This is a genomic window from Campylobacter sp. RM5063 (assembly GCF_024723655.1).
GTDB classification, from domain to species: Bacteria; Campylobacterota; Campylobacteria; order Campylobacterales; family Campylobacteraceae; genus Campylobacter_D; species Campylobacter_D lari_D.
This window is the reverse complement of sequence record NZ_JANQDA010000012.1, coordinates 14,445-39,772: the sequence shown is the minus strand read 5'-3', so window position 1 is coordinate 39,772 and position 25,328 is coordinate 14,445. Positions and strand designations below refer to the sequence as shown.

General features: G+C 29.7%; 25 protein-coding genes and 1 other RNA gene. 9 read left to right on the top strand and 17 right to left on the bottom strand.

The features are described 5' to 3' along the window. Positions 1–2: 2 nt before the first annotated feature. From CAMP5063_RS05470 to CAMP5063_RS05460, 3 genes are all read right to left on the bottom strand, one after another. A complete protein-coding gene (locus CAMP5063_RS05470; protein ID WP_337194954.1) occupies positions 3–563 on the bottom strand; it encodes a hypothetical protein in 561 nt (186 codons plus the stop codon). A gap of 68 nt (positions 564–631) precedes the next feature. Continuing rightward, positions 632–3,379 (bottom strand): two-partner secretion domain-containing protein, encoded by a 2,748-nt coding sequence (locus tag CAMP5063_RS05465; RefSeq protein WP_337194961.1) that lies wholly within the window; start codon positions 3,377–3,379, stop codon positions 632–634. 55 nt (positions 3,380–3,434) lie between these two features. Continuing rightward, complete coding sequence (locus tag CAMP5063_RS05460) at positions 3,435–3,626, bottom strand: hypothetical protein (RefSeq protein ID WP_337194953.1); 192 nt, start codon at positions 3,624–3,626, stop codon at positions 3,435–3,437. 164 nt (positions 3,627–3,790) lie between these two features. Here CAMP5063_RS05460 and CAMP5063_RS05455 point away from each other — a divergent pair, with 164 nt between their 5' ends. Together CAMP5063_RS05455 and CAMP5063_RS05450 are read left to right on the top strand one after the other, a co-directional pair. Continuing rightward, positions 3,791–5,419, top strand: coding sequence for a multidrug ABC transporter permease/ATP-binding protein (locus CAMP5063_RS05455; RefSeq protein WP_263670302.1), 1,629 nt, complete (start codon positions 3,791–3,793; stop codon positions 5,417–5,419). Between the two features lie 9 nt (positions 5,420–5,428). Further along, positions 5,429–5,902 carry a GlcG/HbpS family heme-binding protein gene (locus CAMP5063_RS05450; protein WP_133319039.1) on the top strand — a complete coding sequence of 158 codons (474 nt, stop codon included), beginning with the start codon at positions 5,429–5,431 and terminating at the stop codon, positions 5,900–5,902. 24 nt (positions 5,903–5,926) lie between these two features. Here CAMP5063_RS05450 and cgb read toward each other — a convergent pair whose 3' ends face one another. Then, entirely contained in the window at positions 5,927–6,313 is a 387-nt protein-coding gene (cgb, locus tag CAMP5063_RS05445; protein ID WP_337194960.1) for a single-domain globin Cgb, read from the bottom strand. A 232-nt stretch (positions 6,314–6,545) separates the two neighbouring features. Between cgb and CAMP5063_RS05440 the strand changes: the two genes are divergently transcribed. The 4 genes from CAMP5063_RS05440 to CAMP5063_RS05425 all read left to right on the top strand — a co-directional run bounded on the left by CAMP5063_RS05440 (position 6,546) and on the right by CAMP5063_RS05425 (position 11,440). Continuing rightward, the gene (locus CAMP5063_RS05440) at positions 6,546–7,550 is read left to right on the top strand and encodes an extracellular solute-binding protein (protein WP_133319037.1); all 1,005 of its coding nucleotides are present in this window, start codon (positions 6,546–6,548) and stop codon (positions 7,548–7,550) included. Positions 7,551–7,569: 19 nt separating this feature from the next. Then, complete coding sequence (locus tag CAMP5063_RS05435; protein ID WP_337194952.1) at positions 7,570–9,150, top strand: ABC transporter permease; 1,581 nt, start codon at positions 7,570–7,572, stop codon at positions 9,148–9,150. A gap of 2 nt (positions 9,151–9,152) precedes the next feature. Next, complete coding sequence (locus CAMP5063_RS05430) at positions 9,153–10,133, top strand: ABC transporter ATP-binding protein (RefSeq protein ID WP_337194951.1); 981 nt, start codon at positions 9,153–9,155, stop codon at positions 10,131–10,133. Positions 10,134–10,216: 83 nt separating this feature from the next. Continuing rightward, entirely contained in the window at positions 10,217–11,440 is a 1,224-nt protein-coding gene (locus CAMP5063_RS05425; RefSeq protein WP_263659558.1) for an HD domain-containing protein, read from the top strand. Between the two features lie 3 nt (positions 11,441–11,443). Here CAMP5063_RS05425 and ffs read toward each other — a convergent pair. After that, positions 11,444–11,541: signal recognition particle sRNA small type (ffs, locus tag CAMP5063_RS05420), an RNA gene on the bottom strand. Positions 11,542–11,593: 52 nt separating this feature from the next. Here ffs and CAMP5063_RS05415 point away from each other — a divergent pair. Next, a complete protein-coding gene (locus CAMP5063_RS05415) occupies positions 11,594–12,037 on the top strand; it encodes a hypothetical protein (protein ID WP_133319033.1) in 444 nt (147 codons plus the stop codon). A 10-nt stretch (positions 12,038–12,047) separates the two neighbouring features. Here the strand turns inward: CAMP5063_RS05415 and CAMP5063_RS05410 are convergent, their stop codons facing one another. The 4 genes from CAMP5063_RS05410 to CAMP5063_RS05390 are packed head-to-tail and all read right to left on the bottom strand — an operon-like array spanning position 12,048 to position 16,751. Continuing rightward, positions 12,048–13,673 carry a flagellar hook protein FlgE gene (locus CAMP5063_RS05410; RefSeq protein ID WP_133319032.1) on the bottom strand — a complete coding sequence of 542 codons (1,626 nt, stop codon included), beginning with the start codon at positions 13,671–13,673 and terminating at the stop codon, positions 12,048–12,050. 4 nt (positions 13,674–13,677) lie between these two features. Further along, the gene (locus CAMP5063_RS08525; protein WP_220567070.1) at positions 13,678–14,685 is read right to left on the bottom strand and encodes a flagellar hook capping FlgD N-terminal domain-containing protein; all 1,008 of its coding nucleotides are present in this window, start codon (positions 14,683–14,685) and stop codon (positions 13,678–13,680) included. 50 nt (positions 14,686–14,735) lie between these two features. Continuing rightward, positions 14,736–16,409: a flagellar hook-length control protein FliK gene (gene fliK / locus CAMP5063_RS05395; RefSeq protein ID WP_337194950.1), complete on the bottom strand. Its 1,674-nt coding sequence runs from the start codon at positions 16,407–16,409 to the stop codon at positions 14,736–14,738. 3 nt (positions 16,410–16,412) lie between these two features. Further along, entirely contained in the window at positions 16,413–16,751 is a 339-nt protein-coding gene (locus tag CAMP5063_RS05390; RefSeq protein ID WP_263661610.1) for a hypothetical protein, read from the bottom strand. A gap of 127 nt (positions 16,752–16,878) precedes the next feature. Between CAMP5063_RS05390 and typA the strand changes: the two genes are divergently transcribed. Together typA and CAMP5063_RS05380 are read left to right on the top strand one after the other, a co-directional pair. Continuing rightward, positions 16,879–18,687, top strand: a complete 1,809-nt coding sequence (gene typA / locus CAMP5063_RS05385) for a translational GTPase TypA (RefSeq protein ID WP_220567072.1) — start codon at positions 16,879–16,881, stop codon at positions 18,685–18,687. Further along, a complete protein-coding gene (locus CAMP5063_RS05380; RefSeq protein WP_337194949.1) occupies positions 18,687–19,319 on the top strand; it encodes a poly(A) polymerase in 633 nt (210 codons plus the stop codon). The genes typA and CAMP5063_RS05380 overlap by 1 nt, the downstream gene beginning before the upstream one ends. 11 nt (positions 19,320–19,330) lie before the next feature. On the opposite strand, the gene CAMP5063_RS05375 is transcribed toward CAMP5063_RS05380, so the two are convergent. From CAMP5063_RS05375 to frr, 8 genes are all read right to left on the bottom strand, one after another. Next, positions 19,331–20,071 (bottom strand): carbonic anhydrase family protein, encoded by a 741-nt coding sequence (locus CAMP5063_RS05375; RefSeq protein ID WP_337194948.1) that lies wholly within the window; start codon positions 20,069–20,071, stop codon positions 19,331–19,333. Positions 20,072–20,176: 105 nt separating this feature from the next. Next, on the bottom strand, positions 20,177–20,806 hold the full coding sequence (locus CAMP5063_RS05370; protein ID WP_133319188.1) for a protein-L-isoaspartate(D-aspartate) O-methyltransferase: 630 nt from the start codon (positions 20,804–20,806) through the stop codon (positions 20,177–20,179). Positions 20,807–20,896: 90 nt separating this feature from the next. Further along, the gene (gene dsbI / locus CAMP5063_RS05365) at positions 20,897–22,414 is read right to left on the bottom strand and encodes a disulfide bond formation protein DsbI (RefSeq protein WP_337194947.1); all 1,518 of its coding nucleotides are present in this window, start codon (positions 22,412–22,414) and stop codon (positions 20,897–20,899) included. Between the two features lie 10 nt (positions 22,415–22,424). Next, complete coding sequence (dba, locus tag CAMP5063_RS05360; protein WP_133319023.1) at positions 22,425–22,592, bottom strand: disulfide bond formation protein Dba; 168 nt, start codon at positions 22,590–22,592, stop codon at positions 22,425–22,427. A 124-nt stretch (positions 22,593–22,716) separates the two neighbouring features. Continuing rightward, complete coding sequence (locus tag CAMP5063_RS05355) at positions 22,717–23,739, bottom strand: ribonucleotide-diphosphate reductase subunit beta (RefSeq protein ID WP_133319022.1); 1,023 nt, start codon at positions 23,737–23,739, stop codon at positions 22,717–22,719. After that, positions 23,736–24,152 (bottom strand): RDD family protein, encoded by a 417-nt coding sequence (locus tag CAMP5063_RS05350; RefSeq protein WP_133319021.1) that lies wholly within the window; start codon positions 24,150–24,152, stop codon positions 23,736–23,738. Before CAMP5063_RS05350 ends, CAMP5063_RS05355 begins: the two co-directional genes overlap by 4 nt. Further along, positions 24,152–24,760 carry an orotate phosphoribosyltransferase gene (gene pyrE, locus CAMP5063_RS05345; RefSeq protein WP_133319020.1) on the bottom strand — a complete coding sequence of 203 codons (609 nt, stop codon included), beginning with the start codon at positions 24,758–24,760 and terminating at the stop codon, positions 24,152–24,154. Before pyrE ends, CAMP5063_RS05350 begins: the two co-directional genes overlap by 1 nt. 2 nt (positions 24,761–24,762) lie before the next feature. Next, complete coding sequence (gene frr, locus CAMP5063_RS05340; RefSeq protein ID WP_039668941.1) at positions 24,763–25,320, bottom strand: ribosome recycling factor; 558 nt, start codon at positions 25,318–25,320, stop codon at positions 24,763–24,765. Positions 25,321–25,328: the final 8 nt, after the last annotated feature.

Below are 25,328 nucleotides of genomic sequence, written 5' to 3'. Positions count from 1 at the left end.
CTTTAATTAGCACATGGGTTCATAGCTTTAAACCCATCGCTTACAATACAAGTTTTTTTACGAGCTTCTATATCAAGTTCCCCAATTTCTTTGATTATTATTTCATCTTTAACTAAATCATCTCCTAAAGAATTAAATAAAAATAAATTAGCAATATTGTCATTAATCATTGCAGGATAGTTTTGATTATTGTTTAGACTTGATTTTGCTTGATTGTTTTCTAGTGTAGGAATGCTAGGAATACTAGGTGTTAGATCAGTCCAAGGTAAATCAGGTTCAACAGGAATGCTAGGTGTTAGATCAATGCTTTCTAAAATAGGTTTATATAAGTCATATTGATAATCTCCCATTATTAAAAAACTACCTTTATTGTGTTGATATTCTATTTTATTTTTAATTTCTGCTAATCCTAATTTGGAAGCTATTGTTTCTTGTTGTTTTTCTAGCATATTGATATTTTTAAGTAATTGAGCTAGCTTATTAGGATCTAGTGAAGAATTGTTTTTTATATAGTCATTATAAGATTTTTCTGCTATTTGAAGTTGTAATTTTATATTTTCCAATTCTTTTAGAAGTTGTTGCGAATTTAAAACTATATCTTTTAATTCTCCTTTTAGAATTTCTAATATACTTATTTTTTCTCAATTGTTTTGTCTATATTTGATTTTATATTGTTTTGATAAAAATCTTTTACACCTTCTTCAAATTTATCATCATTTGCATTATTTAATCCGTTGTTTTGATAAGCCATTATAAAATCTAAACTTTGAACTATCTTCAAGGCTTGTGATTTATTATTTGCTGTATCTTTGATGAAGTATTTTGCCACAAAATCTACTTTTTCATCTTCTGTCATTAGATTATAATCTTTTTCTGCTAACATATCCAATAAAACATCAATATATATTTTATAATGCTGATTGATAAGATCTGCTAGAATTTCATTTTTGATGACATCTTCATATAAATCATCTTTACCAAGGATGGCTTCTTCTTGTATGATATTGTCTATATTTGGGTAATTAATTTCTATTTTATTTGAAAAATCTGGTTTTTTTGGTAGTTCTATAATAGGTCTTGCTATTGTATTATCTTTACTTAAAAAATCTTCAAATTTTAAATTTTTATTATCATCATTATAGGTATGAATATTAATTTTCATATCTTTCCATAATTTTAAGTCGCTAAAAACATCATTAAAATCATTTTCATGATGATAAATATGTATATTCTTAAAAGCTAAATTTACATTTTTATCGTTATAGGCACTAATAAATTTTCCACTTAAATTTTTACCATCACTTGCAAAAGATTGTATTTGGGAGTCATTTTCAAAAAATAAATATATATTTTTAAAATCTAAATTAAATTTTTGAAACATTGAACGCCCTTCAATATATCCGATAAACCCAGCAGCATTGGCAAAGTCTTTTTGTCCATAAGCTTGTATATTTTTTATATCATATATGCTTATGTTAGAAAAACTTCCCTTACCTTCTTTTTGAATCCATCCTGCAAAACCTCCAACATTTACCATTCCGCTTTTGTCTTTTTCAATCTTGCCTGAAATAGTGTCAATATTTTTTATTGTGATATTTGAAAGAGATAAATTATCACTTCTATATCCTTCTATTTTTCCTGCAAAGCCACCACTTGCAGCACGAGTGCCTTCCATGGAGTTATTATTAATGCTTTCTATTTTTTCAGCTTCTATGCTAATATTATCAAAAACACCTCCATTAGCAAAACCTACAAACCCGCCAGCATAAGCATTTCCTGTATCAAAAAAATCTTCTTCCAATGAGCCATCTTTGTTATCTTGACTAATGCTTTTTACATTTTTAACACGCACATTGATGTTTTTAAAATAAGTATCACCAGAATCAATACTTCCTACAAACCCGCCAGCATAAGTATGGCGTAAAGTAGTAAAAGTGGAGGTTATGTTGTTTATATCTAAATTTATATTTTCAAGATCAGCATAGCCTATATTACCTGAAAAACCACCTGTAACAAAGCCTCCATTAATTTCATCAATTTGTCTTATATCGATATTGCTAAATTTTCCTCCCCATACTTCTCCGGCAAAACCACCCGTATATGTTGCTTTTGTTGTTTTATCATTAATAATTTTATTTATTTGTGATATGTTTATATTTTCAAATTTTCCATTGTTAATTCCACCTACAAAACCTCCAATATGTGATCTATTTTCAAGGCTAATACCGCTGATTTCTCCTATTGATTTTATATCAATCTTGTTAAAGTTAGCACCATTAACATATCCCATAAAACCTCCTGCGTAGAGATTGTTTTTATTTTGTGTAGAGATTTTAGAGATATTTTTTAACTCTATATTTTCAAATTTGCTACCACCACTTGCATGTCCTACAAAACCTCCAGTATACATTGAGTTTGATAGAATAGAGTTATCGTTATAATCAATTATTATATTTTTAAATTCAGAACCATTAGCATTTCCAAATATACCAACATATCTTAAAGAATCTGATAATACATTTGTATCTATGAATATATTTTTTAAAGCAAAATTTTGTCCGTCAAAAATTTTATTATAAAAGCTATTATCTTCTATAATTTCCCAATTATCATTGTAAATAGGATCTTTATATCCTACTATCATATTGGTGCAACCATATCCTTCTATACAGTAATTTGCATAGTTTTTTCCTTTAAAATCTATATCATTTGTTAGTCTGTATTCAACAGCTGTATTTCTAAAATCTTTTTTATTTTCATTCCAACCTTTGGCAAAATGCCACCAATCAACATCTGAAGATATTCCTACAAAATCATATATGTTAAAAGAGTTATTATTATGTTTTATATTTTGAAAATCAGCTTGTTTAAGTTTATCAAAAACTGCAAAAGAATTAGGATCGTAGTAATATCCACTAGCATTTAAATATATAGAACCTCTTTCTTTAGCACTTACTTCTAATTTTGATAAAGAATTTGCGTTTATATTTGATGTATCAATGTCTATTTCGTTTCCTATAAGTTTGATGTTTTTTGAGTTGATTTTAGTTAATAAATCATTTGAATTTTTAATATTTGAATTTAATAAAATTTTATTTCCTATAAAGACAACTTCTTCAGCGTTAATATTTCCCATATTAACTACATTGCCATTGTTTTTATCTAATTTTATAATGGGTGATTGTATGGTGTTTGTTTTTCCATTTGCAAATTTTTGTATTTCATCAGAACTTATTGATGAGGTTGAAGCTACAAAGCGATTAGCATTGATAGTTCCTGTTTTAGTAATGATTACTCCATTAGGATTGATTAAAAAGACATTATTGCCACTTGCATTTAATAAACCTTCTATGGTAGATTTACTTGTCCCATGAGCAATGTTTAGGTAGTTTTTGTTAGAGCCATTAAAATTTACACTTTCATTTTTGCCTATGCTAAATCCCCCCCCCCCATTGTATTACAGAATTTTGCCCATTTCCGTGGATATTCATATGATTATCATTTATGCTAATAGAACCACTAGTTCCATGTGTAAATTTACCACCACTAGGTAGCGCTAGACTTTGATTAAATAAGATAGAAATAACAATACCAGACAAAAGAATATGGTTAAAAAAACTAGACATCAGCTATCCTTAAATAATTATTAATATCAATATGTAATTTTTAAATATATTATAACAAAATTTATTTATAGTTAAATAAAAACAAATAAACATAAACAATATAAATAATTTATTATGCATATTTTTGTTATATAATTTGCTTTTAGAGTTAAGGTTTAGATTAAATGAAATTTTTAGTTTTTTTATTTAAAGAAAGCAAATTAAAAATCATTCTTTTTTTGCTTTTTAGTATTTTTACGAGTATATTAGGTGTATTGACTTTAGTTTTTATCAATGAATTTTTATTAAAAGCTAATCTTGAAAACTCAAATATTATCGTGTATTTTGTGCTTTTGTTGCTTGTCTTTTTTGCGAGTTCTTCTTTTGTAGAAATTGCTTTAAGCTCGTTTGGACAAAGTTTTATTTTTAAAATGCAAAGAAGGGTTGTAAAGCAAATTTTAGATACAAGTGTTTTGAGTATTTTAAATACTACTAAAGCAAAGATTTTGGCTTCTTTAAATAATGATGTGCGTAGTATTTCTTTTGGACTTTTAAGACTTCCTGAATTCATACAATCAAGTGTTTTGATTATTTGTGTAAGTGCTTATATAGCTTATCTTTCTTTAGAAATTTTCTTTTTATGTTTTGTGTGGATAGTGTGCGTTTTTTTGGTGGATAATTTTTTAATGAGTAAGGTATATTTTTATTTTAAAAATGCTAGGGAAAATGATGATGCTTTGCAAAAAAACTATCAAAATATTTTACAAGGGCATAAAGAATTAACCTTAAATCCTTTAAGGGCAAAGTATTATTATGAAAACGAGTTTGAAAAAAATGCTCTAAAAAAGAAAAAAAGCTCCACTATAGGAAATATTTTACATATCTTATCTAATAATTGGAGCAATAGCGCCATGCTAGCTTTAGTAGGAGTGGAGTTTTATATAGCTTTAAGCTATGAACTTGCTAGTTTGCAAAGTGCTACTACTATTGCTTTAAGCGTGCTTTTTTTAAGATCGCCACTTGGAGCTATGATAGGAAGTTTTCCTACGCTTATGATGGCAAAAATCGCTTTAGATAAAATTTCAAATTTAAATTTAGAAAATTATTCTCATGAGTTTAAATTCAGTCAAAATAAAAAAACTTGGCAAAAACTTTGTTTTAAAGATGTATCTTTTTCTTATAATGAAAATTTTGCACTAAAACCTGTAAATTTTGAGCTTAAAAAGGGCGAATGCGTATTTTTAATAGGTAAAAATGGTAGTGGTAAATCTACTTTTTCTATGATTTTAGCAGGACTTTTTATAGACTTTAAAGGGGATATTTTTTTAGATGATGAAAAAATAACTTCAGAAAATATTTATGAATATAGAAGTTTAATTAGTGCGATTTTTAGTGATTTTCATTTATTTGAGCATGTTTTAGAAGATGAGAAATTTAGCAAAGAGGACTTGGCATATTGGCTTGAAATTTTAGAACTAAATGAAAAAGTAGAGCTTGTGGAAAATACTTTTAGCACTATAAAGCTCTCGGCTGGACAAAAAAAGCGCCTTGCTATGCTTAATGCTTTACTTGAAAAAAGAGATATTTTAATATTAGATGAGTGGGCAGCTGATCAAGATCCTATGTTTAGAAAGTTTTTTTATACTAAGCTTTTGCCACTTTTAAAGCAAAAAGGCATTACAATATTTGCTATAACACATGATGAAGTATATTTTGACATGGCTGATAGAATTTTACTCGCACAAAATGGTCAAATTTGTGAATTAAAAGGCGATATTAAAGAACTAGCAAAAAATGCAGTAGAAAAATTTTAAAGGATAAAAATGAAAAAATTATTTATTTTATGTTTATTTTTAGGAGTAAGTTTGATGGCAAAATCTTTTGAGCTTGTAAAAGAGCCTGTTCTAACTTCGCAAATGGTTGAAGGGATTTTGGATCTTGCAAAGAAAGAAGCAAGAAAAAATGGCTTTCATGTAAGTATTACCATAGTAGATAAATCTGGTCAAATTTTAGCAGTTTTAAGAGATGATAAAGCAGGCGTGCATACGATTAATGCTAGTTATAAAAAAGCCTACACAGCCACTTCACAAAAAAGAGAAACAGCAGTTATTTTTAAAGGTGTAAAAGAGGGTAAAATACCTGAAGATATTCGTTATTTAGATGATAAGTTTTCTATTATGCCTGGTGGGGTACCGATTTTTATAGATGGAGTTGTTGTTGGTGGTATAGGTGTGGGTGGAGCACACTTAGATGAGGATGTAAAAATAGCAAAAGCGGGGATAGCGTTTTTAAAATAGGCTTTGAAAAATCAAAGCCTATTATCACTTAGCTTTTGCATAAATTTCTTTTTCAATGTTTATGTAAAATTGTGCGATAGCTTTGTAAGCTTCTTCCCAAGCTTTTAGTATAGTTTCATTTGCATTTAATACTACTTTGATAGCCTTTAAAAGACAAGCACCTACTATAGGGTAATGCTCTTCTTTGACATTTAATTTTGTATGAGTGATAGCTACTTTATCAACAAAGCTTCTCATATTTTCTAAATTTTCTACATTTTTTGCTGCCATTAAAATAGCCATTGCTAAAGCTTTTGGTTGCTCTCCTGAAGCTTGTTTTTCCATATTAAACATAGGTTTTACTTCAGGATATTCTTCAAACATGATTTTATAAAATTCTTTAGTTAAAACTTCACCATTTTTTTGTAAAATTGGTACTCAATCTTTGATGATTTGAATTTGCTCTTGTGTCATTTTATCTCCTTTATATATTGTATTCTTGATGATTATATAAAAATAAGAGAAAAAATATCTTGATTTATGTTAATTTTGTATTATTTTATTTTAAATTGATTATGTATATCAATTTAAGTAAATATAAAGTGAATTATTAATATAATAATCCTTATCAATTTCAAAATTTAAAATTAAGGAAATTTATAAAATGAAAGCAAAAGTAGTTTTACTATCTTTACTAGCTGCTATGAGCTTAAGTGCTCAAGAGCTTACGATTTATTCTCATCGTCATTATGATTCTGATAAAGGAATTTTCAAATTATTTCAAGAAAAAACAGGTATTAGTGTAAATGTGGTGCAAGCTAAGGCTAATGAGCTTGCTAAAAGATTAGAAGTTGAAGGTAAAAATTCAAAAGCAGATTTATTTATGACTGCTGATGCGGGAAATTTAGAACAAGTTCGCACAAATAATCTTTTTGTTTCAGTTAGCTCGCCTGAGCTAGAAAAACTTTCTCCAAAAGAATTAAGAGGCAAAAATAACGAATGGTATGCTTTTACAACAAGAGCAAGAATCATCATCGCTTCTAAAGATAGAATTAAAGATGGAGAGATTAAAACTTATGAGGATTTAACTGATCCTAAATTTAAAGGTAAAGTTTTAGTAAGAAGTTCAAATAATGTTTATAATATTTCTTTGTTAAGTGCTATGATAGATACTTTGGGTAAAGAAAAAGCAAAAGAATGGGCACAAGGCATAGCAAATAATCTTGCACGCACTCCAAAAGGTGGGGATCGTGATCAAATTCGTGCAATCTATGCAAAAGAAGGCGATGTGGCTATATCAAATAGTTATTATCTAGGACATTTAGCAAATTCAAAAAATCCTAAAGATGTTGAAGCTGCAAATTCAGTAAAAGTGATTTTTCCAAACCAAGATGATAGAGGAACACATATCAATGTAAGTGGTATAGGTGTTTTAAAAACTTCTAAAAATAAAGAAGCTGCGGTTAAATTTATCGAGTTTATGCTTTCAAAAGAAGCACAAGAAATTTTAACAAACCAAAACTATGAGTATCCAGTAAATAAAGAAGTAAAACCTGCTAAAATTTTACAATCTTGGGGCGAGTTTAAAGTAGAAAAGCCAAATTTTGAAGCTTATTGGGGTAATGCTAAAGAAGCTTTAATGATTTTTGATGAAGTTCAATGGAAATAATTTTAAGGAAAAATAAAATTTGAAATTTTTAAGTTTAAGGTGGTCTTTTGCCACCTTTTTTTTCTGTAGTTTAATCATACTGCCTATACTTGCTATTATCTTACACCTTCCTTTTATAGATATTAATACCTTAAAACATTTGAGTAAAAATGTCTTACCAAGGTATATTTTTGGTAGTGCTTTTATATTGTTTGGGACTTTAGTATTGTGTTTGATTATAGGATTAATTAGTGCTTATTTGATAGCTTTTTATAAATTTTTTGGCTCGAAATTTTTTGAATGGTTTTTGATTTTACCTTTGGCTATACCTTCTTATGTAATGGGTTTTGTTTGGATTGATTTGTTTGAATTTCAAGGCTTAATTCCCACGTTTTTAGGTGTTGATAGGCGTATAGATATCATGAATGCATATGGCGTGATTGTGATTTTATCTTTTGCTCTTTATCCTTATGTGTATTTTTTTGCTAAAAATACCTTTGCTTATGGACTTGGAAATATCATTTTAAGTGCCAAAACACTTAAGGCTTCTAATTTAAAAACATTTTTTAAAGTGATTTTACCATTTTGTCGTGTGGGTATAGTGGGTGCTTTGCTGTTGGTGGCTATGGAGGTTTTGAGTGATTATGGTTTGGTGGCGTATTTTGGCGTGGATACTTTTAGTGCAGGAATTTTTAGAACATGGGGAAGTGGTGGCGATGAAGTCAGTGCTGTGGCTTTAAGCGTGGCTTTACTTGTATTTATCGCATTTTTAATGCTTTTAGAAAAAATTCAAAGAGGTAAAAAAGGTTTTAATCAAAATGTATTTTTACCTACCCCAAAAGATGAGTTAAAAGGCTTTAGGGCATTTTTAGCCTTTTTATGGTGCTTTTTAGTGGCATTTTTAGCCTTTGTCGTGCCTATTATGTGGCTTGTTTATTGGGCCGGGTTTGATTTTATGCAAAATTTAAGCAATGTCTTAACACCTGCATTTTATAGTCTTAGTGTGTCTTTGGTGAGTTCTTTTGCTATTGTGGGAGTGGCATTTTATTTATGTTTTATAGTGCGTTTAAATGATACAAAAGCTTCTAAAATCATCCTTTGGCTTACGACTTTGGGGTATTCTTTACCTGGAGCTGTGGTAGCTGTGGGAATTTTAGTGATTTTGGGTGTGTTAAATTATATTTTTGATCTTTTATCTTTTGAGTATGCCATAGGTGGTGGATTTTTAGTGCTGTTTTTTGGATACTTTGTGAGATTTTTAGCTTCTGGAATTTTTGCAACCCAATCAGGCTATGAGAGAATTTCTAAAAATATAGACTATGCAAATTTAACCTTAAAATCAAAACCACTTAAAATTTTCACTCAAATTCATTTTCCTTTGATGAAACATTATTTAGCTTTAGCTGTGGTGATTATTTGTGTGGATATTTTAAAAGAATTGCCTATTTCAACTATACTTTCACCTTCAGGTTTTCAAACGCTTTCATCGCTTGTGTTTGCTTATAGTGAAAATGAGTTAATTTATAATGTTTCTTTGCCATCTTTGATTATAGTGTTATTTGGGATTATCCCTACATTTTTAATGCATTATTTGCAAAATAAAAACAACCAAAAAGGATAATAATGGAAATCTTAAAAATTGACAATCTTTACAAATCTTTTGGAAAAACAGAGGTCTTAAAAGGAATTTCTTTGAGCTTAAAAGAAGGCGAGATTGTCAGTATTTTGGGAGAAAGTGGCTGTGGTAAGAGTTCTTTGCTTGGTTGTATAGCGGGTTTTTTTGAAATCAATGATGGCAGTATTTATATAGGAGATAAACTAGTTGCTTCTAAGAGTGTGTATTTAGCCCCACAAGAGCGTGATGTGGGGGTTTTGTTTCAAGATTATGCTTTGTTTCCGCACTTAAATGTAGAAGAAAATATATGCTTTGGTATAAGCTCTTTAAGTAAAAACGAGCAAAAACAAAGGCTTGATGAGGTTTTGGAAATTTTAAATTTAAATACACTTTTAAGGCGTTATCCAAATGAGCTAAGCGGTGGGCAAGCCCAAAGAGTAGCACTAGCAAGAACCATAGTTGCAAGACCAAAAATCATACTTTTTGATGAACCTTTTTCAAATTTAAATCACACTTTAAGTGTTAAAATGCGCAAAGAAATCAAAAATATTTTAAAAGAGCATAAGCTTAGTGCTATTTTTGTTACGCATGATAAAGACGATGCTTTTTATTTATCAGACAATATCGCTTTGATTAAGGATGGGAAAATTTTAGACTATGGAAGTGCTAAAGAGCTTTTTTGTAAGCCTAAAAATATAGATAGTGCTTGTTTTTTGGGTGAAGCATTTTTTATAGATCCAAATACAATTTTAGATGAGAATTTTAAAGCATATTTACAAAGTAAAAATGGCATTTTACGCCCTAATGATATACAAATTTCAACTTCACAAACTCCTTTAAAGGCTAGCGTTTTAGAATGTGTGTTTTATGGGGATTTTTATGAGCTAGGCGTGAGTTTGGAAGGACATATTTTTAGTATTTATCATCATAAAGAGCTTAGTAAAAATGATGAGGTTTATCTTAAGTTAAGTGATATAGAAAGCTTTTAATTACTCTAATTCATTTTCAAATATATCTAAAATTTGCTAAAGATTATAAAATAAAGTAAAATCACAGCAAAAAAAGGAAATAAATGATTAGTGTAGAATTAATAGAGCATATTTTTAAAGCTGCTTCTATATCAAGGTGGAATGATTATCCTAGAATGACAAATTTAGTTGAGCTTGATAAACAAGCACATAAATTTATCATTGCTTATTTCATTGCTAAAATGGAAAAAGATGTCAATATGCGTTTTATCATAGAAGCAGGAATTTTTGAGTTTTTAAGTAGGGTGGTAGTGACTGATATACGCCCTGATGTGTATCATGAGATAACGCGTGCAAAAAATGAGCAAGTAAGTGCTTGGGTGTTAAGTAAAATCGCACCAATGATTCAAGATATAGAAAATGGTGAGTTTTTAAAACGCTATGAGCTTTTTTTGCAAGGTAAAGATTGTGCAAAAGAAAGGCTTGTTTTAAAAGCTGCTTCGTATTTTGCGACAAGGTGGGAGTTTAATATAGTTTATCAAACTAGTTCATTTTTAAGTGATATTGATGAGATTAAGGCTAAGGTTGAAGAAGAATTAGAAGATTATTATGAGTTAATTGGCGCAAGAAAAATAGCTCTTAATCAAAAAATTTCTAAAATAATCGATCTAAGCGGACGCTTGCGTTTTCAAAAAAGATGGGCACAAACTCCAAGGATTCCAGAAACTGCGGTTTTAGGACATATGCTTGTGGTAGCTATTTTGTCTTATTTTTATTCTTTAGAAGTAAAAGCATGCGATGGTAGGATAGAAAGCAATTTTTATTGTGCTTTGTTTCATGATTTACCCGAAAGTTTAACTAGAGATATCATCTCTCCAGTAAAATATGGCATAGATGGTTTAAATGAAATCATCAATGAGTATGAAATGAAACTTATTAATGAGAAAATTTTACCTTTTATACCACTATCTTTTAGAGAAGAATTTAGTTATATACTTGGTATTAGAGAAGGACAAAATGAAGAAAGTGCCTTTGTAAAAAATGAATTTGAAAATCGTATTTTTAATAACAAACCAAGTGTTTATAGTGGTAGTTTAGATGCGGTTAATGAGGATCGTTTTAAGGCTATTGATGGAAAGGCTTTGAAATATTGTGATAAGCTAGCAGCTTTTATAGAAGCGGCTTTATCGATTAGCTATGGAGTAAAGTCTAAAGAGCTTGAAAGCGGTTTTGTGGGAATGTATGAGTATTTTAAAACAAATCCGACTATTAATGGGGTAAATTTCTTTAGAATTTGTGAGGATATTAAAGGGTATTTTAAACTTTAAAACCCTCTCCCAGATGACTGCGGCACACACTAAGTCTAAGTGCTCTGCTGTGTTCCCACCCTGAAGCGGTGCTTAAAAATAGCATTGCACAGGTCTAAGAGAAGGCAGTTGAAATAATATCTTAAAATATCTTAAAAAACATTGAGGTGAAGTATGTTGAGTATATTTGCAAATTTTTTATCTAAATTTAGAGAATTTTTTGTTCCTAGTCATCTGTCTTTAGAATTTAGAGCAAAATCTTTTGCGGCTATTATTGTGGCAAATAAAAATATAAAAGCAGAAATTTGGCAAGTTTTAGCTGATATTGCTAGCGAAATTTATCCAAAAGATAAAAGCAGGCAAGCAATTTTGGTGCAAACTTCTAAAGAATATGTAGATAGAGTTTTAAAAAGTGAGCTTAGTTTGGATACTTTACTTAAAAATATTGCTTTGCTTTTGAAAAAAAATCCAAGATATATACAAAAGATAAAATTTGATAAACTTGAGCGTTTAATAGATAAAAATGAAGAAGAATCTTTGGTTCAGCTTAGGGTGTATGAATTTTTTGAGCAAGAGGTAAAATATATCTTAGAGCAAAAAAATATAAATAAAACATGAAAAGCTAAAATTAGCGTTTCATGTTGATTGCTTTTTGTATCATTTGATCGGCTGTTGTGATACTTTTACTACTTGAATCATAAGCTTTTTGTAGAGTGATTAAGTTAGTAAAAGCTACTGATAAATCTACATTAGATTGCTCTAAATAAGAACCTTTAAAAGTTGCTGTGCTGAAATTTCCATTAGCATCAAGTAAAAAAGTTGGATTACCGCTATTTCCTGTTTGCCCATAAAGATTTTCCCCTAGCTTTTCCAAGCCTTGTTCGTTTGTGAAATTAAACAAAGCAAGTTTTGCCATAGCTATTTGATCTCCATTGGTAAAAGTGGCGATGATAGTACCATCTGTGTTAATAGAATAATTATTTAAAAACCCCTCGCCCTTACCATCTGTTTGTGTATGCACTGAAGGTTGTTTGTTTTGTAAAGCATGAAGTCCATCATAGCCTGAATTTGGTATATTTGGATCATAATAAGAACCAAGATTTATATTAACCCTTGTTCCATTATTATCTACTGAATTTAAGGTGTTAGATACTAAAGCTCCAGATTCGTTAAAAGTGATTAAACCTTCAGTTGTTCCACCTATTTTATTGCCATCATTATCATACACTTGTGCAACGGCTTTGTATTCTAAATCTGTACCATTTTGCGGTAAAACTCTATCTAATTTAACTTTTACCCAACTAATAGATCCATCAGGATTTATTAATTTTGCAGAAAGTTCTGTGCTATCAGCTACTTCTTTTTCAACGCTTAAGTGAGATGATTCTAATTTGGCTGTTTCTAAATCGACTTTATCTAGTTTTTGATTGTCGATACTAAAAGCTAAATTTTCATCTAAAGTAGCTTGTAATGTTTGACTAGCACCCTTTTCATCAGTGATTTTAAAATATATAGTATCGCCAGGTTTTATACCATAAATTTGTTCATCTTTTACACTACCTGAAATTTTTACACTACCATCTTCATTTTTACTAAATTCAAATTTAGAAGCATCTACATCTACATTTACTGCTTCTGTTTTGGTGCTTGTGTCTAAATTTCCACTCCAAGTTATATTCTGCGTTGGTTGAGGTGGTAAGTAAAGATTTTTAGGTACAGAAATAGGTCCTTGAGTATTAACTCCGCCCATTTGTAAATTCTGTCCAGGTGTTCCACTCCAAGCTGTAGTGACTTTTTGTCCCATAATCTGACCAAACATATTAGAAACTCTATCACTTAGTTGAATTTCTTGTAATGATGGATTCATAGTTCCAAGTACATAATTTCCATTTGAATCTACTAAAAATCCATTTGCATCAGGTTTAAAAGCACCATTTCTAGTATAATAAACCCCATTGGCATTACTTACACCAAAAAAGCCTTTTCCAGCAATTGCTACATCAAATTCATTATCAGTAGAAACTAACGGACCTTGTTCAAAAATATCATTAGTAGCTCCTGCTACACTACCATAACCAGTTTGACCTTTGTTATATGATTGTGTTGTTATGGTGCTATAAAATACATCTTTAAATGCCACATCAGAGTATTTAAAACCGACTGTATTGACATTGCTTATATTATGAGCGGTATTGTCTATACCATAACTTTGGGATTTTACTCCATTTACTCCATTGTAAAATGCCGTAAACATGATTTTATCCTGTAATCTCTTTAATATCTTCCCATTTAACCCAACTACCGCCCATACCAACTAGAGCTTCACCTTCTTCAAATTTAACTCCAGTGATAGGATAAGCACCATAAGTTGAATTAACGGTTGTGCCATCTTCACCTATATAGCTTGCTCTTACATAGTATTTTCCAGATGGTACAGGACTTCCACTATCATCTGTTCTATCCCAAACGATTTGTTTCATACCAGCACTCATATCTTTAACACTCATTGTTCTTACAGGATCTCCTGCTTCATTATAAATAGTAAATGTTACAGGTGTGCTGTCTGATTTATAAGCTGAATCAATTTTTGCTGTTTTGATATCAACACTTGGGGTATGTCCTACTATTTTAAATGTTTGATCTTCTCCAACTACTGCTTGAACCGTTTCTTCTTGACCTTTGTCATCTTTTAATTTTATATGTATAGTTTCTCCAGGTTCAGCTATTTCTTTATCAACTTTACCTGTTATATCTAGTTTATCTTCGCCATTTTTCTTAAGTTCAAAACCTTCAATATCAATATCAGTCTTTTTACCTTTTTGTGGTTCTTGTGGTAAATACATATTAATTTGAAATTGTATATCATCATCTGCCACTACAAGGTAATTATCTTTAACTGTTGCAAGCTTTCCAACTGCAGCTAGTGCGCTCATACCTGTGCTTGCTGCAATAGAATTTTGTAGTTTTGTCATCGCAGTTACAAGTTGAGTCATGGTTTTATTAGTATTATCTTGCATTTCAAGTGCTGAAAGTTGTGCCGTTTGGGTAAGCATTTTTTCAGTATCCATAGGATCTGTTGGATCTTGATGTTGGAGTTCTATTAAAAGAAGCTTTAAAAACGCATCCTTGTCAAGTTCTGCCCCAGGGTTGTAAATCAACCCGCTATCACCTTCACCGGCTCTAGTGCTTCCTTTAGCATTTGGCATATCTTTAGTATTAAGCGTTGCTAAAGGACCTTGAAGGGTTTGTGTGTTTATATTTGACATAAAAATCCTTTTTTATATATTTTTAAAGCTCAAAGCAAAAAATATTCCATTTAAAAATATTTTGCTAAAACCATTTCTAAGCTCGGTTTTTCTTGAATTTCTTTTTCAAAATTCACCTTATCTTCTTTACTATTGTTGTTTTTTTGTCTTTGCGGATTGTTTTGTTCTTTTCTTTCTTGATTACTAAAATTCATTTCTAAATTTGTAAATCCCATATTTACAAGAGCATTTTTAAATTCAGCTTGATGTTGTATGAAAAGATTTAAGGTATTTTGATTAGAGTTAAAGCTAATATTTAAATTTGAACCCCTTTGGACTAAAGTTACTTCTACTTCTCCAAGATTATGTGGATTAAGAGTTATACTAAAGCGAGTTATAGGTGCTTTGTAGCTTTCTAGTTTTTCTTTAAATTCTTGGGCAAAATCATTGAAAGTTTCTTTCATAGGAATATTTTGATTTTTTATAAAATTATTAGAAACCCTATTCATTTCCCTTACATAAGAATTTAAATTTTCTTCACTATGATCATTTTCATCTTTTGAAAACTCTTTTGTGTGTTTAAAAATATCACTAAAATTATCTATATTTTGATTACTTTTATCTATTTTTAAATGTTTATCTTGAGGGGCCAATTGATTTTCTAAGTTAATTTTTAAATCTTGATTTTGATTTTGTATATTTTGAGTATTTTTTATATTTGTTAATTCAGCTTTTAAATCTTTTGAATTTTCTAAAACAGAACTTATTTTTTTACTAAAGCTATCTTCGCTAATAGTTAGTTTTTCATTCTTTAATATTTCTTTAAAATCTAGCTTTTCTTTTTCTTTAATATCTTTTTTTAGGTTTGTGTTTTGAGTAAGATTAATTAACTCAATATCACTTAGTTTTTCATTGAATTTTGTTGTTGTATTTTGGATATTTTTTGCGTTTTTTATTTCTTTTTCATCCTGAATTTGAATTTTTTCTACTAATTTTTCTTTAAAATCTATGTTTTGAATGTTTTCTTTTGCTTGTGTTTTTATATCTTTTTTTGGAAGTTCTATATTTTTTAAAGCAGAAGAAAGCAAAGACACACCTTCGTTTTCTTTGCTTTTTATATTTTTGCTTGTATTTGGTTCTTCTTTTAAAAGCTTGGTAATTTTTTGATTGATTAAATCTTGAAAAACATTAGTATTATTATTTTGTTTTGGTATTTCAAAAAAACCTTTTTTATCAAGATTTGGAAAGGCTTCTTTTAAATCTTTAATTTGTTCAAATTTTATATTTTTGATGTTTAATCCAAGCTCTTTTGCCACATTAAAAAGCTCATTAATATTTTTTATATTTTTTAGCTTGTGTAGATTTTTTTCAAGAGCTAAAATAGCAGTATTATCTTGGACAAGTTTGTTTAGTTTTATATCCTTGCTATCGCTTTGTAAAACCTCCAATAAAGAAAGAATTTGCATAAAATTTGCACCCTCAAAAAGCTTCAAAGCATCTTTTTCATCCAGCGGTATTTTGTCTTTGACATCATCTTTTAAAATTTTATCATTAACTTTATCATCTTTTTGCGGAGTCTTGAAATCTTTTGGTAAACTTCCATCTTTTTCATTTATTGCTTGCAATAAGGAATTTAAAAATTCCTCGCCATCACTTTGCGAGCTAGTGTTTTCTTTACTTGGGTTTTCATTTTGTGGAGTGATGCTTAGTAAGTTTAAAGCATCACTAGCTTGGATATTAGACATTAATTAACCTACTAAAAAATTATTTTTTGCTAAATTTGGAAATAAATTTTGTAATTGTGCTGCACAATCAAGTTTTAAATTTTCATGAGTAAGATTAAAATTTTTAAATATCACTAATAATTCTTCTATGTTTTTAGCATTTAAAACCGCATTTTCATTTTTAGCATCATCTAAAATTTCACTTACTTTACTTGAAAGTTTTGCATAATTTAATTCTTTTTCTTCATTTGAATTTATAACTTCTAAATAATTTAAAAGTTCCATAAAATGCTTACTATTTAAAACTGAAGTTCCTTGTTTTTCTAAGTTAGCGTTAAAGATTTGAGTATTTAGGTTTGACATATTTTTCTCCTTAAAAATAATTCTTACTCAAGACAAAAGCAACAAGTGTTCCAATTTTTAAATCTTAATTTTTAAGCATTTTTTTTATATAATATTAGATTTTAAATTTAAGACTTTGGAGAAAAACTTGGATAATATTAGAAATATAGCTGTTATAGCTCATGTTGATCATGGTAAAACAACAATGGTAGATGAGCTTTTAAAACAATCAGGAACTTTTAATGAGCGTGAACAAATAGCTGAGCGTGTAATGGATAGTAATGATATAGAAAAAGAAAGAGGTATCACTATACTTTCTAAAAATACTGCTATTAATTATAAAGGCACAAAAATAAATATCATAGACACTCCAGGCCATGCTGATTTTGGTGGTGAAGTTGAGCGTGTGTTAAAAATGGTTGATGGGGTTTTACTTTTAGTTGATGCACAAGAAGGGGTTATGCCTCAAACTAAATTTGTGGTAAAAAAGGCTTTATCTTTAGGGCTTAAACCTATTGTTGTTATTAATAAAATCGACAAGCCAGCTGCTGATCCTGAAAGAGTAATCAATGAAATTTTTGATCTTTTTGTGGCTTTAGAGGCAAATGATGAACAACTTGATTTTGCAGTAGTATATGCGGCTGCTAAAAATGGTTATGCAAAACTTGCACTTGAAGATGAAAGCACTAACATGGAACCATTGTTTAAGACTATACTTGAGCGTGTGCCTGCTCCAAGTGGTAGTGATGAAAATCCTTTACAGCTTCAAGTTTTTACTCTAGGTTATGATAATTTCGTTGGTAAAATAGGTATTGCAAGAATTTTTAATGGTAAAGTAAAGAAAAATCAAAATGTTATGCTTGCTAAAGCAGATGGCTCTAAAATCAATGGAAGAATTTCAAAGCTTATTGGTTTTATGGGTCTAGAAAAAATGGACATTGAAGAAGCAGGGACAGGCGATATTGTAGCGATTGCAGGTTTTGAAGCTTTAGATGTAGGAGATAGCGTGGTAGATCCAAACAACCCTATGCCGCTTGATCCTTTACATATAGAAGAGCCAACTTTAAGTATAGTATTTTCAGTAAACGATGGTCCTTTAGCGGGTACTGAAGGTAAGCATGTAACTTCAAATAAAATCGCAGAACGCTTAGAAGCTGAAATGAAAACTAATATTGCTATGAAATATGAAAGCACAGGCGAGGGTAAATTTAAAGTAAGTGGAAGAGGTGAACTTCAAATAACTATTTTAGCCGAAAATATGCGTAGAGAAGGTTTTGAGTTTTGTATGGGTAGACCTGAAGTTATCGTTAAGGTAGAAGATGGTGTTAAAACAGAGCCGTTTGAGCATTTAGTGATTGATGTGCCTGATGATTTTACTGGAGTAGTGATTGAAAAACTAGGTAAAAGAAAAGCTGAAATGAAAACTATGACACCAACTGGAGATGGTCAAACAAGACTTGAGTTTGAAATTCCTGCGCGCGGGCTTATAGGATTTAGATCACAATTTTTAACAGATACTAAAGGCGAGGGTGTTATGAACCATAGCTTTTTAGAGTTTCGTCCATTTAGTGGGGCAGTTGAAAAAAGAAATAATGGCGCGTTAATTTCTATGGAAAATGGTGTTGCACTAGGATATTCTTTATTTAACTTACAAGATAGAGGGGTATTGTTCATTGATCCTCAAACAAAAGTATATACAGGTATGATTATAGGTGAGCATTCGCGTCCAAATGATTTAGATGTTAATCCTATTAAAGGTAAAAATTTAACTAATGTTAGAGCAAGTGGTAGTGATGATGCGATTAAGCTTGTACCACCTAGAAAATTAAGCCTTGAAAGAGCGTTAGAGTGGATAGAAGAAGATGAGCTTGTAGAGGTTACTCCACAAAATATTAGAGTTAGAAAAAGATATCTTGATCCTACTCAAAGAAAAAGAATGGAAAAGGCTAAGTCTTAATGGATTTTGAAGCCATAAGACAAGCTTTAAATAAAAGACTCAAAGCTTTACAAATTTTAGCATTTGCCGAAGCTTTGGTTATATTTTTTCTTGCTTTTCAATTTAGCAAAGATGTGATTATAGCTTTGTTTTTTGCTGTTTTAGCAGGAGTTTTGTTTTTTAGAATTTTAGGAAGAAAGCTTATGTGGGGACGCAATGAGCTTGTGTTTAAAATGTGTGAAGAATTTTTAAAACAAAATAATGCTAAATTTGATAAACAAGGCTTTGATCAAAAATATTTTGAAAAAATTGCTTTTGATTATTCTTTAAAAACTTATCATTCTCAAAATTCTTTTATTTTTGATGATTTTATTCTTTATGATGTGAAATTTAAAGATGAATTTGGGAATTTCTTTTGTGGAATTTTGCTTTATAGTAAGAAATTAAAAGAAGATATTAGCTCAAGTGAAAGTATTTTTGAAAAAGTAAAGGATAAAGAATTTTCTACACAAAGAGTTTTGAAAAAAGATGATTATTTACTCATAGCAAGTTTGAAAAATCCTTTTTTTGCTGATTTAAAAATTTCAAGTGAGTTAAATTTTAAAATTTTTAGAGCTAATTTAGAAAAAATTCAAGCTTTTATACATGATTAAGTTTAGCTTACTTAATCATTTTGTTCTAAATTATTAATTTCTTGTATTTTTAAATTCTCATTTTTTCCCATTAAATTTTGTATGATTTGAATTTGCTCTTTAGAGGCATAGCTCATATCTTTTAAAACTATCCAAGTGATTTTTTGATTACAAGGCTTGTTGAGTTTGTTTTTAAAGATGTAAAAAGATTGAAGATTATTTGGTAATAACTCATTAGCGCTTAAGCTTTGAATATAAAGCTTATCGCCTTCTTTTTTAGGAAAAGCACGGATGATTTTTTTAATAAAAGGATTTTCCGCACCTTCTTGTAAAAACAGCACAACCACTGCTATATCACCTTTTTGACTTACATGGCTAAAATGAATTTCTAAAGGATAAGGCTTTTTATCAATAGAAATTTTTGATGGGCTATGAAAGTGAAAATGAGATAAATTATAAGCTGTATTATCTAGCACGATATGACTTCCATTGCTTGCAAAATACATTTTTATGGTATAACCATCATTTATTAAACCAAAAGAATCATTTGAGTAGTTAAATTCTAAAGAATGATTTTTATTTGTAGCCTTTTTACTATTTATATTGATAAAATCTTGATTTAAACCACTTTCACAGTAAATCCAGTTTTTATCTAAATTTTTCCATTTGTCTTTGTCTATGAAATTTCCATGTGAGGCATTTTGAGGCATTTGCTCATAGGCAAAAAGCATGCTAGTAGTAAATAAGCCAAAAAGTATTTTTTTAAAACTCATAATATTCCTTTTTTAGTATAATTATAAAAAAATAAATCCTATAAGAAGCTTATATTTAAAAATAATTATATTAAAATTAAATATTTATCTTAAAAATTAGCAAGATTATTCTTTACCGTCTTTGATAGGCACAAAAAGACATTCATCTAAAACTTCTTTGCTAATCTCGCCATCTTTTTTGGTAAATTTAGTGATGAATTGTTGATTTCCTATAAGTAAAGGAGCTACCAAAATTCCGTTATTTTCAAGTTGATCAAATAATACATTTGGAATATGCTCTATATAAGCTGAGAGTAAAATTCTATCATAAGGTGCATAATTTTTCCAACCATTTTGTCCATCATCAAATTTTACATGAATATTAGCATAGTTTAGTTTTTTAAATTTTTCTATAGCACTAATTGCAAGTTTTTCGATGCGTTCTATGGTAAAAACTCTTCTAATAAGCTTACTTAAAATCGCAGCTTGATACCCGCTACCACAACCTATTTCTAAAACACTATCAGCTTCTTTAAAATCAAGCGCCATAGTCATTTTGGCCACAGTTAAAGGTGAGCTTATCCATTGATTACCCATTAAAGGAAGTGCATCAAGTCTATAAGCATGCATTTTTAAAGGTGAAAAAATTTCTCTTGGAGTAGAACAAAAAGCTTCAAATAATTCTTCATTAATGAAAGTGTTTTTGCGAATTTCTTCTGCCATAGTTTGACATTGTTTTTGTTCAAATATATGAATCAATAAGCACTCCTTGATAAAAAGTGTTATTTTATCTTAAATTTTATTTATCTAGCTTTAAAATCCTTAAGGCGTAAAAACGCCTTAAGATTAATCAAGTGTATAAAGGATATTTGATCCATCTTGATAAGATAAGATGTGCATTTTACCATCTTTGAAGAATAAGCTTCTTGCGTTAGTTATATTTTCTGGATACGAAATAGTTTTTACAACTTCTTCTTTGTCTAGATCAATTACAGCAATAACATTATGCTTTTTACTTAATGCATAAATTTTACCATTTTTAAAAGCCATTGAAGTTATATAAAGATCGCCCAAAGTTTTTCCTTCTTTTAACTCAGCTTTAGGAGTAAATTCAGCTGAAAGAACTCTATCTGCTAAAGAAATTTTAGAAATTACAAAAGTTTTAGTATCCTTATTGTTTGGAACGGTAGCAAGATACATGTATTTTCCATCAGTAGTTGTGCTTAAAATATGATGGAATTTAGCTCTAACTGTGTCAATTCTACCACGACCAAGGTTTTCACCTTGTCCTTCAAAATTATTTGCTCCTCTAATAAAATCAGCATATTGTAAAGCTTCATCTGCATTAGGATTTTGAGCAAATCTTAAGAAAGTTTTATTAGAGCCCATTAAGATGTATTTGTTGTCCAAATAAGGAATAATTCCTATGATAGGATTAATTGTGGCTGAAAAATATGGGTCTAATAGAAAATCTGTTTTAGTGCTAAAATTATCATCTAGGAAAAATACTTCCCATTTTGAACTTGCGACATACTCTCCATTGATATAATCAAGTGTATTGATAGCTTTAGGAAAATCAATTTTTGTTTCATTTACGATTTTTAGATTATCATCGATATTTGCAAATGGAGCATTACTGATATTATTATCAAATTCAATACCTAGTTTTTCATTAGCAGGGGTAAAAGCAAAATCAGGTTCTTTAACATCGCGTTTTCCTAGGAAAGAAATGCTTTTCCAACTTTTATTCCAGCCTGAATCATCCCAAATAATATATTTTGGATTTAAACTAAAACGAACTGGATCACCTTGTCCGCTATATGGGATAGGACCAGTGCTTACGAAAGCTTGGAAGACATTTGAAGCTACGATAAAAGCAACAATAACCATAGCAGCTAGGTTAAATTTAGTTAATTTTCTAAAACTAACTCCTTCCATTTCTTTTTCAAAGGAGCCAAATTTTGGAGCAAAAGCAAAAATTACACCAAGTAATAAAACTACAGCCCAAAATACTACTTCAGCCCAAAAATAAGTATGCAAACCAAAAATAGGCAAACCAAAACCTTGATCAAGATCACGATGTGCATGTCCGCTTATATGATTAAATGATTGCCATAAACCAAATGCAGTTGCAATTAAAAGAAAAGCTAAGAACTTACCTTTCATACCATAACGCACGATAAATAAAGCTGCAACACCAATGAAAATCATTGATTCTCTTTGGCCCCAACAAGAAGTACAAGGGCTATCACCTAGCATATAACCAAAAATCAAATTTGCAATTCCAACAGGCATTAAAATGATTAAAAAACCTGCCAAGCACATTAAAAAATAAAAAAATTTAGTTTTGTTAATATCACACATATTTGCCACCTTATAGATTCATTAGGCCTAAGATTGCGCCTGATTTGCGACCTAAATAGTCAAATACCATAATAGCCCATGAAATTACAAGTATAGAAAAAGCTAGTTTTTCTTTTTCAGGCTTAATTATCATGAGAACTATGGCAATAAAGACTAGCAAAAGTTCTAAAAACTCCATAATTACCCCTTTACTAATAAAATAAAATGGCGGATTTTACAATAATGAAATAAATAAAAATAAAATATTAAATAAAAAGAGAATTTTAGTTTAAAAAAATGTAAAATATGGGTAGTTTTGTGACTTAAAAGTCATCAAAACTCAAACTCCCTTTAGAATAGTTTGTAACCTTGCTTTCAAAGAAATTGCTTTTTTGATCATTAAATTTAGAAAAATCATCCACCCATTTAATAGGATGTTTTGCATTATAAATTTTATCAAGATTAATAGCTATTAGTCTTTGATCAACAAGATAGTGAATGTACTCTTCTATAATATCGTCTGTAAAACCCATGATTTGATTTTGAGTGATGTATTTACCCCATTTGATCTCAAGTTCACCTGCTTTTTTAAACATATCATAAATTTTGTTTATATTGATATCATTAAACAAATCAGGTCTTTCCTTACGCACAGAATTAATCATATTTTGAAATAATAATAAATGAGTAATTTCATCTCTTTGTATAAAGCGTATCATTTGTGCTGAACCTAGCATTTTTCCTGCACGCGCTAAAGCATAAATAGCAGTAAAACCACTATAAAAATACACTCCTTCTAGAATTTGATTTGCTACCATTGCAAGTAAAAGTTTATTATCATCTACTTCGCCAGCTAATTCTTCATAAATACTTGAAATGAAATCATTTTTTTCTCTTAAAGTCTCATCGTGTTTTTCCATTTCATAAATTAAGTCTGTATTTTCACAGATTGCTTCAACCATCACTGCATAAGATTTTGAGTGATTTGCTTCTTCATAAGCTTGTCTTGCTAAAACCGCATTGATTTCAGGTGCTGTGATATAAGGGTTGATATTATCAGCAAGATTGTTTGTTTGAAAACTATCCATTGAGATAAGTTGAGACCAAACTAGATCATACATTCTTTTTTCTGCTACGGTTAGATTGCAACGATAATCTAGTGCATCTTTTGTTGTATCTACTTCTTTTGGAAACCAAGTATTTGCTTCCATTAAATCCCAAAGTTTTAAAGCCCATGTGTATTTTGCTTTAGTAAAATTTAAAATACCATGTGGGTTGCCGTTAAATACTTTTCTATCATTTAAAGTTTCATTTGATTTTGGATTATAAATTCTTTTTCTATTCATTTTTCCACCTTTGTTACAATAGCGCTTTGGCTTAAAATATCATGCAAGGCTAAGGTATCCTTTCTTAAAAAGCTTACCAAAAAGCCAATCAACAAGCCAAAGCTTATAATGAAAATTACATAGCGTAGGATTATTCTAAAAAAATTAAGTTTGTGTCCATTTTTAATATCAATCAAGTATAAATCATAAGCTTTAAGTCCAGGACTTTGAGCTTTTTTTACTAAAAATAATGCTTGTAAAAATCCAAAAAGCAATGGGCACAAAAAAATTATAAGTTGATTGTTTAAAAAAGCTTCTTTAGAGCCAAGAGTAAAATAAAACAAATACAAAATGGGCACATAAAGCAAAAATAGATCAATCAAAAAGGCTTTAAATCTTAAAAAGCGAGTGGCTATTTTTGCTTTAGTTTTCATTAGTTACCACGACTACCAGGTTTGATAGCTTTAGTGCCTTTTTCACAAAGTGGGCAAGTATTTGCATCATAAATATCAAATTCAAAATTTCCTAGTGCAAAAAGTGGTAAATTTTGTGGTAATTTTGCATTTTCTTTTCTTGGATTGTTTAAATTTTTTACAGCACAAAAACCACGATTTGCTAAAGCTGCAAAACCTACTACTTCTCCACCTAAATTCTCGATGATTTTTGCACTCTCAAGTGCTGAGCCACCTGTTGTAATAATATCTTCACAAACGATAAATTTTTCACCTTTTTTTACTTCAAAACCGCGTCTAAGACTCATCACTCCTTCTACGCGTTCAGTGAAAATAAAGCGTTTGTTACAAGCTCTAGCAAGTTCATAACCTGCTAAAATTCCACCCAAGGCAGGCGAGCAAATACTATCAAATTCAATATTAAAACTAGCAATAACTTTCGCAAGCTCATCACAAAGCTCACCTGCTAGTTTTGGATTTTCTAAAACTTTAGCACTTTGAAGGTAAAACTCAGAGTGTTTCCCTGAGCTAAGTAAAAAATGTCCTTGTAGGTATGCTCCACAATCTTTATAAATTTGTTCTAAGTTCATTTTTAAACCTTTAAAAGTTCCGCTTCTTTGTTTTTAACTAACTCATCTACTTTTGCTGTATAATTATCGGTTTGTTTTTGTACTTCATCATAAGCTTTTTTAGCTTCATCTTCTGAGATTGCTTTATCTTTTTCTAGTTTTTTTACCGCATCATTTGCATCTTTTCTAATATTTCTAATAGCAACTTTAGCCTTTTCACCCATAGCTTTAGCATTTTTAGCATTTTCTTCTCTTTGTTCTCTTGTCATAGGAGGAAAAAATAATTTAACACTTTCACCATCATTGTTCGGATTTACTCCAATGTTTGCCGCAGCTATAGCACTTTCTATGGCTTTTAGCATTGATTTTTCCCAAGGAGTAATGCTAATAGTTGAAGCATCGGTTGCTAAAACTGTTGCTACTTGATTTAATGGAGTTGCACTACCATAATAATCTACATGAATATGATCAAGTATATTTATATTTACTTTGCCAGTTCTTATGGTAGTAAAATCTTTTTTTAAGGCCTCTAAGCTTTTGTCTGATTGTTGTTTTTGCTTGGTATAAATTTCATTTAGCATGGTATTTC